We start from the raw sequence: 19094 nt of genomic DNA, 5'->3' as shown, positions 1-19094 counted from the left end.
TTCAAAAAGGAGACACCATGTAAATTATAGACATCCTAATCTGTTAAAAAATAAATAACCCTTTTAGTAACTATTTTGGTAAAATTTAATAGTTGGCTTATTTTATGAATGTTAGTTACTTGTTTTTATATTTTCTCTAAAATGTAAAAATGATTCGTTGAACAAATAAAAAAGGGGTTCGTAATGTAAAGTTGCGAAGTAGAAAATGGAAAAAAAGAAAATTGTCGTAATAGTTTGTTTGTTTATTTGTGTTCTTCTTGTATTTCGATTTTCTTGGATAATCTTTTATCAAAAATCAGATAATCCCAAAATAGAAAAAGGCGTACTTGATCTGCGAAATACTACCATTTTAGAAAATGAAGCGGTTACTCTAAATGGAGAGTGGGAATTTTATAAAGGAAATTTGATTAAATCTTCTCCACGAAAAAGCTCAGTACCACATACATTAGTTACAGTACCAGAAGAGGAAGAAAAATTCTCAGGAAAAGGAACCTATCGAATTCGGATACTTCTTAATGAAGATATAAAGCAATCATACAGCTTTTATTTTAGAGAAATTAAATCTGCAAGCATAATATATATTAATGGAAAGAGAATAAATGAATTAGAGACTGGTCCTACGAGTAAAGTTTCTTCTCTGCTTAATTTTCGACCATATGAGGTACTTGTAGATGATGATAGTAAAGAAATAGAACTTCTTATACAAGTAAAAAAAGATGCGGCTCTTAAGAGCGGGGGATTATTAAAGCCGATTAAATTTGGAACTTATTCAGCTATGAAAAAAGAAATGGTGCTTACGTTTATGATGCAGTTATTGTCTATTAGCATATTATTTTTTCATGGAATCTATGTATTGATTATATTTTGCTTTTTTGTAAGAAAAAAAGAATTATTGTATTTATCAGCTGCATTTTTTTGTATGACAATAGCTGTTTTAGTTGATGATGATAAATTATTATTTTATCTATTTCCTTCAATTAGTTATGAACACTGGCTTATTATATTGTTTGTATCCTATACAAGTGCAATGTTCTCACTGATACAATTTACACGCTATATTATAGAAGAGTTTAATATGAGCTATTCTACGTTGTTTCGTTCGAGTTTTATTTTCCGAATTTTTTATATATTATTTTTGGTTTCAATCTGTATTCAACCAGTGATGAAATATAATTATTTATTTTTTACTGTCGTTATGATATATGGGGCACTGATTTTTATTAAAACTTTGCATAAAGGAATTTTATTGGGTCAAAAGGATTTTATTTATATCTTACTCGCCGTTATAAGTGTTACATCAAGTACAATCTGGGGAATTGTAAAAAATAAAATGTACCTAGAATACCCGTATTATCCTTTTGACCTAATCATTGGTGTTTTTATTTTTTCAGCATTGTGGTTTAAAAGGTTCTTTCAGGTAACGAAAGAAAGTAAAGAATTGGCTTTAGAATTGCAAAAAATTGATAAAACGAGAGATGAGTTTTTGGCTAATACATCTCATGAGTTGAGGAATCCATTGCATGGTATCATCAACATTACACAGACAATATATGAAAGTGAAAAAGATAATCTAAAGAAGGAAAATAAAGAGAATTTACAATTGCTTTTAAAAGTTGGTCGGAGCATGTCACTAATCTTAAATGATCTTCTTGATATTACGAAGCTAAAGGGAGGTACTGTCCAATTACAAATAGGAACAGTGAATTTATCATCAGTTGTTTCGAGTGTTTTAGATATGCTTCGTTTTATGACAGAAGGAAAAAATCTTACTTTTGAACTACATATATCAAAAACGTTTCCAAATATTAGGGCCGATGAGAATCGTTTATTTCAAATTCTATTTAATCTTATCCATAATGCAGTAAAATATACGAATGATGGGACTATTAAGGTTGTCGCTAAAATAGAAGATGGAGTAGCAGAAATACAAGTAGAGGATACTGGTATTGGAATGAATCAGGAATCATTAAAGTCTATTTTTAAGCCATTTGAGCAAATTGATTCAAGTATGACAGCGATTGGTGGAGGAATTGGATTAGGTTTGAATATTTGTGAGCAGTTAGTCAAATTACATGGAGGTACATTATCGGTGAAATCATTCGTTGGAGTAGGTAGTACATTTACTTTCACGCTTCCCATAGCTGAAGATGTTGAGACGGCTCCTGAGTTTGAAGTGACTACACCTCTAATAATGAAAGAGGAAAAAGTGCAGGATAAAAGCCAAGCTCCCAAAAACAAAGAGTTATGCTCTGTTTTAGTTGTTGATGACGATTCTATAAATTTGTCGATTTTAGAAAGCGTTTTAGTATCAGAACATTATAATGTTGTTACTTGTACGAACGGGCAAGCGGCACTTACGTTGTTAAATACAGGTATTTGGGATCTTGTGATTACAGACGTTATGATGCCGAATATGTCGGGGTATGAATTAACTCGTAGAATTAGAGAAAGATATTCGATTACCGAGCTTCCTATATTATTATTAACTGCACGAAGCCAAATCGAGGACATTCAAGCGGGGTATTATTATGGTGCAAATGATTATGTAACAAAACCTGTTGAGCAATTGGAATTAAAGGCTCGGGTGAAGGTGTTAACGGAATTAAGAAACTCTGTTAATGAAAGAATTCGTATGGAGGCAGCTTGGCTGCAAGCTCAAATTCAACCTCATTTTTTATTTAATACATTAAATACAATTGCTGCGTTAAGTACAATAAATCCTTCTAAAATGATGGATTTATTGGATGAGTTCGGAAATTACCTTCGTGCATGCTTTGATACTCAAAATCTCAATCAAGTTATTCCTTTAAACCGAGAAATAAAATTAGTTCGTTCCTATTTATTTATACAACAGCAACGGTTTAATGAGCGGTTACAAGTAGAATGGGAAGCAGATGAAGATGTATTTGTCCAAATTCCTCCATTGTCTATTCAAACACTAGTTGAAAATGCTATAAGGCATGGAGTATTAAAACATCCAAATGGAGGTAAGATTTGTATACAGATTATTGATATGAGAGAAGAAGTACAGGTTAGCATTATGGATAATGGAGTAGGAATATCAAAAGATCAATTACAGAGATTGTTAACGAATCAACAAAAGAATGTTAAACAAGGTATTGGTTTGCTTAATACTGATAAACGATTAAAGCAACTTTACGGTAGAGGACTAGAAATATCTAGTATTCAAAACTTTGGTACAACTGTTCGTTTTATTATTCCAAAAATAAGAGATCTGTAGAGAGTGTAAATTGATATTGTTTGACAGTAAAGCGTAAAAGGCGTCTCTAAAGGTATTAAAATCCCTTTAGAGACGCCTTTTACTTGTTGATTTACAAATTACCTTCACATATGGATTGGTACAATTTTTTTGTAGTTTTATCGGGTTCGATATCCAAATCTTGCTGTAATAGTTCAGCAAATTCAATGTAAGCTTTCACAGCATCCCCTCTATTACCAATTTCGATATAATGTAGCATGAGTTGTTGGAGTGTGCTCTCAGAATATGGATTATATTTCAGTAACATCTGTAAATATTGTTGCTTTTTATTTTGCAGACCATATTTTGTATAGTAATCTATCACTTTTTGAAGTATATGAAATAATTGTTGTGATAGTGCTTGTGCTTTTGCATTTGCCCATTCATATTCATTAGTTTCCATATATTCTCCTACATATGTTTGTATAGTGTCTTCTAATAGAGTTATATTTTCTTTATTTATGTTTGTATGTATTCGAAAAGCATGCTCTAATTCAAGTGCATCACAATAAAAATTTGTTAAGTTTAAAGAATAGCTTTGATTTGAATAAGTAAGTGCCTGCTCGTATCCTAGTGAATCTAGGGTTTTTCGTAAATGTGAAATGCATGTATGAAGCTGGATTTTTGCTTTCTTATAATCATAGTCTGGCCAAAGTTGATTAATGATAGAATCACGATTGATATATGTTCCAATATGAGTGATAAAAAAAGCGAATAGCTCTTTTACTTTAGCAGTTTTCCATTTAACAGGTTGTTTATTGTTATAGACAATGAACTCGTTAAAACAGAGAAGTTCTAATGCTGAAGGCTCTATGCTAGTTTGAACAGTGATTTTTTCTTTATTCAGTTCTAATTTCTCTTGTACTCTATTGATTGTTTTTAAGAGCCTACTTTCTAATACTGGCTTCAATAAATAGTCGATAGAATTCAACTCAAAGGCTTGGATGGCATAGTCACGATAAGCAGTTACAAACACAATTTGAATATCACTCTTCCATTCTTGAATAATTTCTGCTAAATCTAATCCACTTATTCCTGTCATTTCAATATCTAAAAATGCAACTTGAAAGTCGAGGGTTTTCATCTCCTGAATAACTAATTCGGGATTTGAAAACTTTCCTACAATCTCAATGTCTCCAATTTTATTTAATTTTTTCTCCATAAGATCAAGTGCTAGTTTTTCGTCATCGACTAATATGGTACGTATCATAATAAGCCTTCTTTCATTGTCGTTAAAAGTGTTCTAGTAAAGGGTACTTTTATATCGAATAGATTAAATGTTAAATTATTCTATTTTACCCTTTGTAATACTTATTACATATATTTCTCTAATAATCAAGATATAGAAATGATAGAATCGTTCAATTTATCTAATGATATGCGTTTTTGCATAGAATATTTAATTTTTCATAAGAAATATTTATAAAAATAACGATTGATCAAAAGTTGAAGTTATCTATATATTATTTTTACGATTCCAGTAGCACTAGCAATGTTTCAAAAACGTGACCATAAAAATTTGGCATTAGGTATGATGTCTGGAGTTCTTACTGTTCCAATAAGTGTATTTATTACAACGAGTATGCTAGCTCTAATGGAAACGAAAATCAGGGATACAATTAGCACAACAGCGGAACCAACGTATCAATTATCGATGTCAATTGGTACGATACTAATTAACTTAGTGACAATAAACATGTTTTATAGGCTACTAGTTAATAGTTATATATACAAGAAGAAAACAATGAGTATGTCATTCTCATTGTTTTCTTCTTTGTGACATGGTTGTAACAAATAGCATTTAAAATGAATTGTAAAATAACAAATGATAAAAGGAAAAAGTATTAAGTCGGAGTAATAATGTGAAGAAGAAAGGTGAAACCTACTTATAAGGATTTCACTTTTTTTCTTCAGTAATTAAAGTAAATGTTTATTTCTAAAACAAAAGGAGTTTGTACTTAGTGAACATATTAATTGCTGATGATGAAAAACATATGGCGAATATTTTAAAAACTTATTTTGAAAAAGAAGGTTTTCAAGTAAGTGTTGCTTATGATGGAGAGGAAGCGCTTGAAATTTTCTATTCGAGAAAAATAGATATAGCAGTATTAGATTGGATGATGCCGAAGCTAAGCGGTATAGAGGTTTGTCGAGAAATAAAAAAGGTGAGTTTAGCGAAAGTCGTTATGTTAACAGCAAAAACATCGCATGATGATGAATTTGCTGCATTAGATATTGGTGCAGATGAATATATTCGAAAACCATTTGATCCTCGTATTTTAATATTAAGGATAAAAAAAATGTTAGGGATAGAAAAAATAGTTGAAATAAGAAATTTGAAAATTGATTTACAAAGCAAGAATGTTTTTCGAGGTGGAGATGAAGTATTACTTTCTAAAAAAGAATTTGATTTATTGAAGTTTTTATACGAAAACAAAGGGCAAGTACTATCGAGAAATGCTTTATTATCCATGGTTTGGGGTTTGGATTACCTCGGTGAAGAACGCACGGTCGATACGCATATTAATAGATTGCGTGACAAAATAGGAGCTGATCACATCATCACCCATAGAGGAATGGGGTATCGTTTTAATGATAAAGATGAACAAAATTAGTAAAAAATTATTATTGATCGTTAGTGTTATAATGTTCGTTGTATTTGGTGTATCGTTCTTGTTAAATAATTATTTCTCTTCTGATTATTATTTATATAAGATGAAAAAGAAGCTCACTACAATTTATGAAGAGATAGATGATTTAACGCTTCAACAACTGAATGAAGTAGAGAATAAAATTGAAAACGATAATAATGTTACGATTGTGAGCATTGATAAGAGCGGAAATATGAATACAATCAATGAAAAAATTCAATTTGCCTTGTATAAAGATAAAATTGTTTTAAATAAGTTTTGGATTACCGAAGATTCATTGGAAAAAATCAAAGAAGGAAAAACAGTTAGGCTGCTATTTAATCAAGGTAAGTTAAAGTCAAGCCTTTTAACAGTATTATATGAGCAGGAAAATCATATCATTTTATTAGGAACAGTAGTTGTTCATAATACAGATGCGTTAAAAATAGTTAATCAATTATATTTTTATTCTGTTTTATTTGGCATTATTATCAGTTTACTATTAGTCGCTGTTTTCTCAAAAAGAATCATCACCCCTTTAGAAAAGTTAAAAAATGTTTCAAAGGATATCGCAAATTTACAATTTAAAAAAGTTGAGATTAACTCAGGAGATGAAATTGAAGAGTTGTCTCATAGTATTAACGATATGAGTGAACGATTAAAAAGTGCTCATTCACAATTAGAAAAGAAAAACCACAGCTTAAATACATTAATTTCGAGTATTTCTCATGAAGTAAAAACTCCATTATCTTTAATACAGGCATATACTATTGGTATTAAAGATGAGCTTGATGACGGAACATATACAGATGTCATTTTAGAGCAGGTAAAATACACATCAGAAATGGTAGATTATTTAATAAAATTATCTAAAGTACATGAATTAAAAGTAAGAAAAGAGCGTTTTGAATTAACTCAGCTACTTCAAAAAGTTTTAGCACAATATAAAATTTCATTAAAAAATAAGAACATTCAAGTGAAGCAAAACATAGATGTTATACAGTATTCCATAATTAAAGAAGACCCTAGTCAGATGGAGATTATCTTTAATAATTTAATAAGCAATGCTATTAAGTATGGTGAAGAAGAGTATTTGGAAATAACACTAACATGTGAAGAAAAGAACAAAATGAAGTTTTCTATAAGTAATAAAACAACACAATTAAAGCAAGAGCATCTTCCGTATATTTTGGATGCATTTTATGTTGTAGAAGAATCGAGAAATAAAGAAATTTCTGGGACAGGTTTGGGATTGTCCATTGTTGCTAGCATATTAGAGAAAAATGAATTGAAGTATGAAGTAACACTTAAGCAATCTTTTTTTACTTTTAGTATTTGGTTTATACTATTATAAAATAACTGGTAACTTTTATTTATATTTCTGAATATTTTTACTATTATAAATAAAAATATAGCGGATGATGATTGTGGGAGAGTGCATATTGTAGCCACCGAAAGAGCAAGTTCCATAAAAGCCTTGGAACTAATCTCTCAGGTAAACGAACCGCAATTGGACGCAACTCTGGAGAGTGCGTCATGAACGCCACCAAAGGGGAATACTCTTTTGAAATTAGAGTTAAACTCTCAGGTAAAAAGGACAGAGAAGGACATAAAGACCTTTCACTGTCCTTTTTTTATGTGCAGAAATATTGATCAGTTCACTAAGAAGTACTTAGATATTGAGACACAAATTGATTATTCAGATGACTTTCGTTTTATTACTGGCGAGAGCTTTTCTGCTAGCGCCTGTTCTATTCAAGTAGGTTAAATAGTTATTTTAAGATATAGAACTCGTTTTATAAAATGGGAGAATTTCATTCATTCACCCATTTTTTATTGTAAGAATAGAGTGACGTATTATAAGTATTATAGGGAAATAGAGTGTGAATCCGAAGTATTCTTTATATAGATAAACAAGACAAGAGAATAAATTAAAATCTTATTTTTTATCAAAATTTGTTAGGTCTCTTATAGCAATTATTAGTGTATGATGTAATTTGGATTTGAAAATGGTTGTTTAATGATAGAAAGGGAGGTACCATTTGAATTCGTTTTTACAGTTAAATACAATATTTATTAGTATTTTAATAGAAGCTATTCCGTTTGTATTAATAGGAGTTTTTATTGCAGGATTTATTCAAATGTTTGTCAGTGAAGAAATGGTAGCAAAGGTTGTACCGAAGAACCGTTTTCTAGCTGTACTATATGGAGCTTTAGTGGGTGCTATCTTTCCAGCTTGTGAGTGTGGAATTGTCCCTATTGTTCGTAGATTACTATTAAAGGGTGTACCTTTACATACAGCAATTGCTTTTATGTTAACAGGGCCAATTATTAATCCTGTTGTATTATTTTCTACATTTATTGCATTTGGAAACCAGTGGGATATGGTTTGGTATCGAGGCGGTTTAGCCTTAATTATAGCTTTAATTATTGGTATTCTTATTTCCATCCATTTCAAAGGTAACGAGCTGCTAAAGCAAGCAGCACATCCACATTGTCATCATCCAAGCGCACAAACATTTATGCAAAAGCTGGTAGGGATGCTTCGCCATGCAGTAGATGAATTTTTTTCTGTTGGTAAGTATTTAATAATTGGTGCTTTCATAGCTGCTGCTATGCAAACATACTTGAAAACATCCACATTATTAGAAATTGGACAAACAGATCAGTCATCTTCATTAGTCATGATGGGTCTAGCTTTTGTTTTGTCTTTATGTTCAGAAGCAGATGCATTTATCGCATCTTCGTTTAGAGGAACTTTTAGTACGGGAGCATTAGTTGCGTTTCTCGTTTATGGACCAATGGTAGATATAAAAAATATGCTTATGATGTTAAGTGTATTTAATAAAAGATTTGTAGCAATATTAATTGGCTATATTACTTTATTTGTATTTATAGGTTCATTATTAATTTAGAGAAGAGGTGATTCAATGTTTCGTGCAATCATTTTAATGATTTTTACATACTTCTTTTATAATCTTCATACGTCAGGGGATCTATCGAAGTATATAAATATGAAATATGAATATATTTCATATATTGCAATAATTATCTTTGCTGTTTTGACAATTGTACAAATATTTAATGTGGCAAGGAATACGGAAGATGAACATTGCTGTGATCATACACACGAAAAGGAGAAATCGTTCTTTCGAAAAATGCTTCATTACGGTATATTTATTTTTCCTTTAGCAACAGGATTGTTCCTTCCAATTGCTACTCTTGATTCAACGATTGTTAAATCAAAAGGTTTTTCATTTCAAGCTATTGATTCACTTTCAGAATCAGACCCTTATGCTCAAACCCAATATTTACGACCAGATACGAGTGTGTATTATGGTAAAGAAGGTTATGATGAATTAATGGAAAAAGAATTGAAGATATTTTCTTCAGACGATAGCGTTATTTTGAATGATAAAAACTATTTAAAAGGCATGGAGACAATATATAATTTTCCTGGAGAATTCTTAAACAAAACAGTTGAATTTAAGGGATTTACATTTAATGGAGAAAGTTTGAATAAACGTCAGCTATTTGTGCTTCGCTTCGGTATTATTCATTGCATCGCAGACTCGGGAGCATTTGGCATGTTAGTTGAGTTTCCAGAGGATATGGATTTTCAAGACGATGAATGGATTAAGGTAAATGGGACATTGTCTACGATTTATTATCAACCGTTTCAAGCAAAAATTCCTTATTTAATCGTAAAAGATTGGGAGAGAATTCAACAACCGCAAGATCCATATACATATCGCATGTATTAAGTAAACTGCCTAACTATAATATGTAACACTGAATTTAAAATAATTAAAGAAGTATAAAGTGGAATGCACAATGGCGAATGCTGTTTAATAATGTAGTTTTGAGGCGTATCAACACTTTGATTGATACGCCTTCTTTTTATGTTTTTTTCATTTTATCACCACTATTATTGCTACATTGTTTTAACAAAGAAAAGCTGTAATGGTTGTATGGCGGCACGCTCTTAATTCATACTTTTTCGTTTTTATTCTTATAGAGTTGTACGTCTGGACGATGTACAATTATATGGATAATATACATAAATATATTAAAAAGGAATGGTTGAACTTGAGTAATGTAGACGTATTCATTATAGAAGATGATCAAGCGTTATGTAGAGAAATTTCTATTGCTTTAACGAAATGGGGATATCAAGTAACAGAAGTGAATGATTTTGAACATATTACAAAAGAAGTACTTGAGGCTCATCCGAGGCTAATTCTTATGGATGTTAATTTACCGTCATTTGACGGTTTTTATTGGTGTCAGAATATACGAAAGTTTTTAAAGGTGCCGATTCTTTTTATATCCTCTAGAGATAGTGATATGGATTTAATCCTGTCGGTGAATGTAGGAGGAGATGATTATTTGACTAAGCCTTTTTCTCCTCAGGTTTTAGTGGCAAAAGTACAAGCTATCCTAAGAAGAACGTACTCGTATAATACGGACGTTTCGCTTGACGTCATTCAGTGTGGCGATGTGATATTACATATGGCAAAAGGAAAGATTTATTATAAGCAGGAACAGCTAGAATTAACGAAAAATGAATTTAAGATTCTACATATTTTATTAAAAAAACAAGGAACAATCGTAAAAAGAGAAAAAATCATTGAAGAATTATGGGATACCGATGAGTTTATTAGTGAAAATACATTGACCGTTAATATGAATCGCCTAAGAAAGAAGCTTGAGCAGATAGGAATTATCGATTGGATTATAACAAAAAAAGCACAAGGATACATGATAATATGACATTTCATACATACATAAAAAATCGAAAATTCATGCTACTGTTACTTGTAGTGGTCATTTTTCTTTTTAATCTTAACGTTCTATTGGATGTTTCTATAAAAGTAGCAATCGATAGTCTTCTTTATATAAATATTCTAACTGTGTCTATATGTATCGTTTTTATCCTCTTCGTTGATTATCGTCTTTTTAAAAAAGAAAAAATAGAAATGCTCCAACAAATAGATCCGAGAATAAGCAAGGATGAGGCTTCCGCTGGTAGATTGTACGAAGTCTTGGACCAAATACAGCGAGAAAGCACAGAAGAAATTGAGAGCTTAAGAGATGAGCTTAGAGAAATCAATGATTATATGACACATTGGATTCATCAGGTGAAAATCCCAATTACGGTCTTAGAAATAATTGCCCAAAGAGTGGATGAAATAGAAGATGAAGCTACTTTATCCAAGGATATTAAGGTTGAGATTGATCGAGTTACAGTACTTGTTGAGCAGGCACTGTACATCTCTCGGGCAGGAAATTATAGCTCAGACTTTTTAATAGAGGAAATAAATGTAGGGAAAATCGTGAAGGAGGTTGTTCGTAAAAATAAATACTTATTTATTTATAACAAAATAAATGTGGAAATGAAGCACTTGGATCATGTAGTGCTAACTGATAAAAAGTGGATGAAACATATAATTGAGCAAATCATTCATAATAGTTGTAAATATATAGCGGGACAAAAAGAAATTGTTATGTATATAGAAGAAAATGAAAAGTCTATACAATTACATATAAAAGACAGTGGGATTGGAATTAGTGAAAGCGATATCGATCGTGTATTTGATAAAGGCTTTACAGGTGAAAATGGAAGAAACCGAACGAAATCAACTGGAATGGGCCTGTATATCTCAAAGAAAATCATGAATAAATTAAGTCATGACATAACAATCGTATCGGAGAAAAATAAAGGAACGGATGTCAATCTTACTTTTTATAAGCTTTCAGATTACTTCACCTGTATTCAGTAGAAGTCTTCTAACTCAATAAGTGAGAGATGAATACAAGTCATATTCAATTTAGTGGCGAGTATAAAATGTCACTGAATATAGGTGATGACTCCGGAGACTGTCTTAAAAGTTGTAAGGGTTTATTTCGGACTAAGCCCTAACAACTTTTTCGCCGTAATAATTCCACTGCATTAATGATTGTGACATAAATGTAATATACGCCCTTCAATTTGTAAGTGAATTCGATAGGAACGAGCCTCTATACAACTTTACAATGTAAGTATAGAAAAACAATTTTGGAGGGATTAAGATGTTACGAGTTGAGAATGTAAATAAGGAATATAAAACGTATCGAAACACTTTTACAATATTAGATCAAATTCAGTTTGAGGTTGAAGAAGGTGAATTTATCTCTATAATGGGTCCTTCAGGTGCAGGAAAAACGACGTTGCTGAATATATTATCTACCATAGATCGTCCGACAAGTGGAATGGTCTTTTACGATGGGAAAAATATTCATTCGTTGAAAAATAAAGAGCTGTCGAAGTTTAGAAGAGATAATATCGGCTTTATTTTCCAAGATTATAATTTGTTAGATAGCATGAGCGTGGAAGATAATATTGCTTTACCATTAGTCGTTTCAAAAGCAACTTCCAAGAGAATTGAGACAGAAGTGAATAGATTAGCGGTTTTTTTTGGAATTGATGCACACTTGAAGAAATATCCATATGAGTTGTCAGGAGGACAAAAACAAAGAGTAGCTGCAGCAAGAGCACTTATTACTCAACCGAAAATCATTTTTGCAGATGAGCCGACAGGTGCACTTGATTCGAAATCGTCCTCAGAATTGTTAAATTGCTTAAAAAATATGAATGACCAGTTTGGCGTAACCGTTATAATGGTTACACATGATGCGTTTACTGCAAGTTATTCAAAAAAAGTTGTATTTATGAAAGATGGAAAGCTTCACGCTAGAATTGATAAGGGAAACAATCGTAAGGAATTTTTTACAAAGATTATGGATTTCCTTACATCCATGGGGGGTGAAGTAAATGAGCTTTGTTAAGCTATCCTTCATGAATGTAAAACAAAACTTGAAAAACTATGGCATGTATATTTTTTCAATGGTGTTTTCGATTATCGTTTTTTATAATTTTTTAACTCTATGCTTCAGTGATCAATTTCGTAGTATTTCGAATGTACAAATGATTAGTGCGATTGCGATTTTGTGTATATATGTACTAACTCTATTTTTCATATTCTTTATTTCTTATTCTAGTAAATTTTTTGTAGAACAGCGAAAAAAAGAATTCGGTATTTATACGTTTATGGGGATTGAAAATAGTAAGATTGCTGCAATATTTACTTTTGAGGGATTGTTAGTAGGATTAATTGCTTTAATTAGTGGGCTTATTGGAGGTATTATCGTTAATAAACTTTTTTTAATGGTTCTTGTAAAGCTTGCACATATTGATAAAGTCATGAAATTTGAAATCAATGTATGGAGTATGGTGATTACGGGAGCTGTTTTTGGAGTCATTCTCCTTATTGTGTCAATAAAAGAGTATTTTAGCCTCGTCCGAACAGATATTACTAAATTATTAAATGCAACGAAAAGTTATCAGGTTGATCTTACGAAAAATAAAACAGTAGCTGGCTTGAGCGGTTTAGTTATTATTATTTTCTCTTATTTTCTTATTCTAAAATATAATGACTTGCATATAAATTTTATGATTGCCATATTTGCAACAGTCACGTTTATTATCATCGGAACCGGATTATTATTTAAAGGATTTTTCTCATTTTATTTATCTAGAAAAGTAAAGAATAAAAAGTTTCTTTATAAAAATAGTAATATCGTCACGTACAATAATATTGTGTTTCGAGTAAGGGATAATAATAAGTCATTAGGTGCTGTAGCTGTTCTCATTACATGCTGTTTAACAAGTATTATTGTTTCTACTTCTATGAGAGAATTATTTATCAATGCTTATGAAGATCAAGTTCCATATAGTGTTGCTTATGTAAGTGAGAACGAGGGCGATGACGAAATCATTCAAAAGGCTATTCAAGAGAGTGGACAAAATATAGATTTTAAAGTAGCTGCTAATTTAATACCATACGAAGCAAAATTACATGCTTATATTAACGAGGCTTCTTTTGTGAAATATAGCGAAGTTGAGAAAGTGTTAAACAAAAGAGATATTAAATTTAAGGGGCGCATTATTAAGAATAAGCCTACTGAAGGACTAGCAATGGTGATTTTTCCAGGGAATTTAGTGGGAGGATTTTCTTTAGAAGAGCATCTGAAGGTAGGGAAAACTAAATTGCAAATAACGGATACTTTTTCTTCACCTTTATTAGGTAATGTAATGCAAGAAACACTTATTATTGTAAATGATAAAGATTTTGAATCTATTCAAAAAACCTTAAGTGATACCCCTATCATTAAGTATAGAGGGATTACACTAAAGGATTTTGACAAAACGAAACAAATATCAGCATATGTAAAAGAGCATTCAAAGATTAATATGTTTAGCGCTGATATGTTCGATAAAGAAGAGTACGATTCTATCAGCACCGTGTATTTTCTAGGTTTTTTTGTAGCCCTAGTATTTTTACTATCAATTGGAAGTATTATGTACTTTAAGTGCATAGCAGATGCCATGAAGGATAAAGAAAAATTTGATGTACTTCGAAAAATTGGAACGGATGAAGCATTTATTAAAAAGACAGTATATAAACAAGTAGCGATTTTCTTTATGCTACCTATTATTGTTGGAGTACTTCATAGCTTTGTAGCTGGTTATGCTGTTACAGACTTATTATATTTAGAAGGGAATTTTGTAAGTCTAATCTCAGTAATAGGCTTTACCATCTTATATGTATTTTATTACTTATTAACTGTAAGGAAATATTTGAGTATTACACAGTAATAAAGAAAATGCCAATGGTTTTCCATTTTGACTTTTATAATTAAGAGCTTTGATCAGCTTTTTTTGCTACGTAGCTATCGAGGATTGAACTCTGTAATCTACAGGGCTCAATCCTCGATAACTTGGTTTTAATTCGTTTGTGATAGAAATAAATGACATCTATTTCCTTCCAAAGTAGACTAATTAGTAATATATCTTACAACTCTATGAAATACTTATTAATATCTGAAACGTTATTAATATCACGAATGTTTTGTCCTGCAATATTATAAAAACCATCCTCTTTATTTGCTGCTTCTTTTGGGCTGTCGAAGGCTACCATAAGACCAACTGTGTTCGATTTCTCTTTCAAAAATTGCACTAGAGTGAAAATTTTTTGTTCTACTACTTCTTTATTAACATCAGTATAATCTACTTTTGCTCTTATAATAATTTGGAGTGCATCACCATTTGAAATATCCTTATAGGTTGGAATACGTCCTTCTTTAGCCTCGTCACTCCCAATACCCCAAACAGTACTTGCCTCCACCTGGTCATAATCAGAGAATATTTCTTTTGCTTTAGGAATTAACTCTTTTTCCATATCATATAACCATATTTCTTCGGGATAGTAGTCACTAAAATTACCCGTGTGGTACTTTTCTGCTGTGAAATGAATATTTTTGTTTTTCTCTGGTTGATATACGCCTCCATATGTACCAACTTTCCAATAATAAGATGACTTTACTAATGTGAATTTTTCATCATATTTTTCTTCTAATTTATTTAAAAGCTCTCGTGAAACAGTATATTTTTTTATTGGGTTACCAAATAAGCTTATAAATATTAATAAGCAAATTGCTATGATTGCAACTAAGAATGATCCCCATACTATTTTCTTTTTCATTTTAGTACCTCTTTCTCATTTGTGTAATTTTACACTATTAAAGTAAATATACCTCGAATATTCATTTTAGTCTATGTTGTTAGCAAATTGTTCACAAATAAAAAGAAGTGTATTTTATACACTTCTCAGGTTGTTGATAAAAGGCATCCGAATGATTTCTTAGGATGCCTTTTGTCATTTTTGTGCTTATATTTTCCTAAATTAGTTTATTCTAACTTCATTGGAATGCGAGTCCATGGAACAGTAGTCGAAACACAACAATGAAGAAGACTTAATTGGATTTGTTGAAAACCAATAATCCAAATTAAGTCTTTGCTATTGAACAAAACCAGCTAATAGCTTGCGAAGAATCTTACTTCAAATAACAGATGTATTAGTTGAATAAGAAAATGAAGAAAAGGAGTGGGCGATTACTCCTTTTTTTTACAATTGTTAAACAACATGTCTTTTCTTTTAATTTAAGCTTCAAACTTCAGGTCTCTTATCTTTCAGTAAACAAAACAAAGTTAGGCTGTTTTTATATGCAGATAAATTGAAGCTGTTTGGTAATAATATGAATGTCTCTTTTTCAAAGAATAGGAGGAAGATGATTGGGTATGCGAAAAGTATTTAAATTGTTACACCTAGCATTGATTGGAGGGGCATTCTATTTATGGATTGAAATATTATGGCGTGGACATACGCATTGGACTATGGGCGTTGTTGGGGGATTATGTTTTATTGGTATTGGTATGATCAATCACATATTTCCATATGAAATGCCACTTTATGTACAGGCAATCATTGGTATGCTATTAGTAACTGTGATTGAGCTAGTTGCTGGTTTAATTATTAATATTTGGTTAGGATTATCTGTTTGGGATTATAGTCAATTGCCATTCAATATTCTCGGACAAATTTGTGTGCCGTATATGTTATTATGGTTACCACTTTCAATGATGGCCATAATTCTTTATCGACTTCTAAGATATTGGTTATTTAATGAAGCAAAACCGCATTTTAAATTATTTTAGATATGTAAAGGTTATTCAAAAAATGATTTTCAAAAATTTTTTGAATAGCCTTTTTGTTTTTTATCATTAGAAATTATTTCCTATGCAATCTTATTAATTTAGTAGATTAAAAGCTTGATTCTTTCTCTTTTGACCAAGTAGAACTTTACATTCACTATAATAAATAGTAAGTAATAGTAGTAATTATCGAAGAAAAAATATGGATAAACTTAGTTTTGGATTGACAATATTTAACTAATATGTATACTATTGGGGTGGTATGGTATTAATTAAAAAGGGGGATCAGTTGTGAAGAAAAAAATAGTTTCTATTCTTTCTATTATATTGCTCGTCGTGTCCTTACCAATATCAGCTTTAGCGGATAACACGAGTAATAATGCTTCAGTTGAGAGTCTAGTAAAAAAAGGTGTTTTTCCTAAAACAGTAGATTATGATGCAAAAGTATCTGTTGAGGACTTTATTAATTATGCATTAACAGCCTTAACATATCAGCATGGATCAGAATCTTTAAGAGCAGAGATAGTTGATAAATGGGTATTAAAAGGGGAACTGGAAAACCGTAAATCAGCTATTACAAGTGAAGAACTATCACGTATTTTAATTAGAGCGCTAGATTTAGAAGATCAAGAAAAGAGTTTAGAAGATTATAAGAAATCAGCTGGAAAACATGGATTATTTAATGGAGTTACATTATCATCTGATTACATAACTGTAAAAGAATTAGCTACTATAATTGAAAACTTCAAAAAGATTGAAGATAAAGAGATTGATAATAAAGGTGTTAAGGAAATTTCAGTAGAAGATTTTGTGAAAAGTCCAGGTAGTTTTGGTTATCAGCTTTCACCTGATGGAAATTATTTATCATATGCTGCTGAATGGGAAAATCGTTCGAATGTGTTCGTGAAGAATATGAATGATGATAATGAGCCTGTTCGTGTAACCAACTCTAAAGATCGTGATATTGGTGGCTTCTTTTGGAAAAATGACAGAATTTTTTATGTGAAAGATAAAGGTGGAGACGAGAATTACCATATTTATTCATCTACTTTTAGTGGTGCAGAAGAGAAAGATTTGACGCCATACCCTAATGTCACTGTTAGTGTTTTAAGTCAGTTGAAGGATGCTAAAGATGAAATTTTGATAATGATGAATAAAGAAAATCCAACTGTATTTGATGTTTATAAGTTAAATATTAAAACGGGTGAAACAACTCATGTAGCTAAGAATCCTGGAAATGTAACAAATTGGGTAGCAGATCGTGATGGAAAAATTAGAATTGCTGTTCAATCAGATGGAGTAGAGGGTGTTATCCTTTATAGAGAATCTGAAAAGGAAGAATTTAAGCCATTTATTGAAATGAAAGCTGGAGACGAAGTGAATCCACTTTACTTTTCAAAAGATAATCAATCTATTTATGCATTATCAAATAAAGGTCGCGATAAAGTAGAACTTGTGAAATTTGATTTGAAGGGAAAAGAAGAAGTTGTTTTCTCTAATCCAACGGTAGATGTGATGGGAGCAGCTTACGATTCAACGAGAAATCAATTATTATTTGGTGCGTATATAACAGATAAACTTCATTATACATTCTTTGATGAGAAGTTAAAGAAACTATTTACTAGTATAAAAGAAAAATTGAATGTAAGTGAAAGTGAATTAGGCTTAGAGGATTATAATAAAGAAATGACAAAGTTTATTGTCAGCGTATCCAGTGATACTGTATATGGTAAGTATTATTATTATGACTCAACAACGGATAAAATGACTGAACTAGGAAGCTTGAGTCCATGGTTAGAACCTAATAATATGGCAGAAATGCATCCAATTTCTTATAAAAGTAGAGATGGACTAACAATCAATGGTTATTTAACACTTCCGAAAAACAAAAAGCTGAAAACCTACCGTTAATTGTAAATCCTCATGGTGGGCCATGGTATCGAGATATGTGGATGTTCAATCCAGAAGTTCAACTGCTTGCCAATCGTGGTTATGCTGTTCTTCAAGTGAATTTCAGATCATCTACTGGATACGGTAAAGAATTCCTTCAAGCGGGCAATAAGCAATGGGGATTAAAAATACAAGACGATATTACAGATGGCGTAGAGTGGGCAATTAAGCAAGGAATTGCAGATCCTAAGAAAGTTGGTATATATGGAGCATCATTTGGTGGATATGCGACATTAGCTGGAATCACTTTTACACCGGATTTATATGCAGCAGCAGTTGATTATGTCGGAGTTTCTAATATATTCACATTCTTAAACACAATTCCTCCATATTGGGAAACAACGCGTAATATGTGGTATGAAAGAGTAGGAGATCCTGAGAAGGATAAAGAATTGTTACATGCTGTTTCACCTGTTTTTCATGTTGATAAAATCAAGACACCATTATTTGTGGCACAAGGAGCAAATGATCCACGGGTAAATAAAGCAGAATCTGATCAAATAGTTAAAGCTTTAAAAGGCAGAGGCATTGATGTGCAATATTTGCTGAAAGAGAATGAAGGTCACGGATTTTATAATGTAGAAAACCAAATAGAATTTTATAATATGATGATTACATTCTTAGATAAACATCTGAAATAATATAAAAAACAAGATTGCAT

13 protein-coding genes, 1 pseudogene and 2 riboswitches are annotated in these 19094 nt (G+C 31.1%); of the genes and pseudogenes, 12 read left to right on the top strand and 2 right to left on the bottom strand.

Annotated elements, in window-relative coordinates; translation table 11 throughout:
* The first annotated feature begins 205 nt into the window (after positions 1-205).
* A complete protein-coding gene (locus TX86_RS09500; protein ID WP_042348342.1) occupies positions 206-3241 on the top strand; it encodes a hybrid sensor histidine kinase/response regulator in 3036 nt (1011 codons plus the stop codon).
* Between the two features lie 91 nt (positions 3242-3332).
* Here TX86_RS09500 and TX86_RS09495 read toward each other — a convergent pair whose 3' ends face one another.
* Positions 3333-4469 (bottom strand): response regulator, encoded by a 1137-nt coding sequence (locus TX86_RS09495; RefSeq protein WP_042348339.1) that lies wholly within the window; start codon positions 4467-4469, stop codon positions 3333-3335.
* Between the two features lie 252 nt (positions 4470-4721).
* Between TX86_RS09495 and eutH the strand changes: the two genes are divergently transcribed.
* The 9 genes from eutH (at position 4722) to TX86_RS09450 (ending at position 14587) form a co-directional block, all read left to right on the top strand.
* Complete coding sequence (gene eutH, locus TX86_RS09490; RefSeq protein WP_336469863.1) at positions 4722-5039, top strand: ethanolamine utilization protein EutH; 318 nt, start codon at positions 4722-4724, stop codon at positions 5037-5039.
* Between the two features lie 181 nt (positions 5040-5220).
* Positions 5221-5874: a response regulator transcription factor gene (locus TX86_RS09485; protein ID WP_042348337.1), complete on the top strand. Its 654-nt coding sequence runs from the start codon at positions 5221-5223 to the stop codon at positions 5872-5874.
* A gap of 58 nt (positions 5875-5932) precedes the next feature.
* Positions 5933-7243: a sensor histidine kinase gene (locus TX86_RS09480; protein WP_195892883.1), complete on the top strand. Its 1311-nt coding sequence runs from the start codon at positions 5933-5935 to the stop codon at positions 7241-7243.
* A 64-nt stretch (positions 7244-7307) separates the two neighbouring features.
* Positions 7308-7406: riboswitch (glycine riboswitch) on the top strand.
* A 3-nt stretch (positions 7407-7409) separates the two neighbouring features.
* A riboswitch (glycine riboswitch) is annotated at positions 7410-7492 on the top strand.
* 439 nt (positions 7493-7931) lie between these two features.
* A complete protein-coding gene (locus TX86_RS09475; RefSeq protein WP_042348336.1) occupies positions 7932-8804 on the top strand; it encodes a permease in 873 nt (290 codons plus the stop codon).
* Positions 8805-8819: 15 nt separating this feature from the next.
* Positions 8820-9653, top strand: a complete 834-nt coding sequence (locus tag TX86_RS09470) for a TIGR03943 family putative permease subunit (protein WP_042348334.1) — start codon at positions 8820-8822, stop codon at positions 9651-9653.
* Positions 9654-9978: 325 nt separating this feature from the next.
* On the top strand, positions 9979-10662 hold the full coding sequence (locus TX86_RS09465; protein WP_230203605.1) for a response regulator transcription factor: 684 nt from the start codon (positions 9979-9981) through the stop codon (positions 10660-10662).
* The gene (locus TX86_RS09460; protein ID WP_042348333.1) at positions 10659-11672 is read left to right on the top strand and encodes a sensor histidine kinase; all 1014 of its coding nucleotides are present in this window, start codon (positions 10659-10661) and stop codon (positions 11670-11672) included. The genes TX86_RS09465 and TX86_RS09460 overlap by 4 nt, the downstream gene beginning before the upstream one ends.
* A 289-nt stretch (positions 11673-11961) precedes the next feature.
* Positions 11962-12717 (top strand): ABC transporter ATP-binding protein, encoded by a 756-nt coding sequence (locus TX86_RS09455; protein WP_042348331.1) that lies wholly within the window; start codon positions 11962-11964, stop codon positions 12715-12717.
* Entirely contained in the window at positions 12704-14587 is a 1884-nt protein-coding gene (locus TX86_RS09450) for an FtsX-like permease family protein (RefSeq protein ID WP_042348329.1), read from the top strand. The genes TX86_RS09455 and TX86_RS09450 overlap by 14 nt, the downstream gene beginning before the upstream one ends.
* A 196-nt stretch (positions 14588-14783) precedes the next feature.
* Here TX86_RS09450 and TX86_RS09445 read toward each other — a convergent pair whose 3' ends face one another.
* A complete protein-coding gene (locus TX86_RS09445; RefSeq protein WP_042348327.1) occupies positions 14784-15473 on the bottom strand; it encodes a YfjL-like protein in 690 nt (229 codons plus the stop codon).
* Between the two features lie 596 nt (positions 15474-16069).
* Between TX86_RS09445 and TX86_RS09440 the strand changes: the two genes are divergently transcribed.
* On the top strand, positions 16070-16486 hold the full coding sequence (locus TX86_RS09440) for a putative ABC transporter permease (RefSeq protein WP_081707708.1): 417 nt from the start codon (positions 16070-16072) through the stop codon (positions 16484-16486).
* Between the two features lie 288 nt (positions 16487-16774).
* Positions 16775-19074: pseudogene (locus tag TX86_RS09435) on the top strand (S9 family peptidase).
* The last annotated feature ends 20 nt before the right edge of the window (positions 19075-19094 follow it).

The sequence above is a fragment of the Bacillus massiliigorillae genome (genome assembly GCF_000380245.2).
GTDB classification, from domain to species: domain Bacteria; phylum Bacillota; class Bacilli; order Bacillales; family DSM-1321; genus Bacillus_AD; species Bacillus_AD massiliigorillae.
The sequence above is the reverse complement of the archived record's forward strand: the minus strand, read 5'-3'. Positions and strand labels throughout refer to the sequence as shown.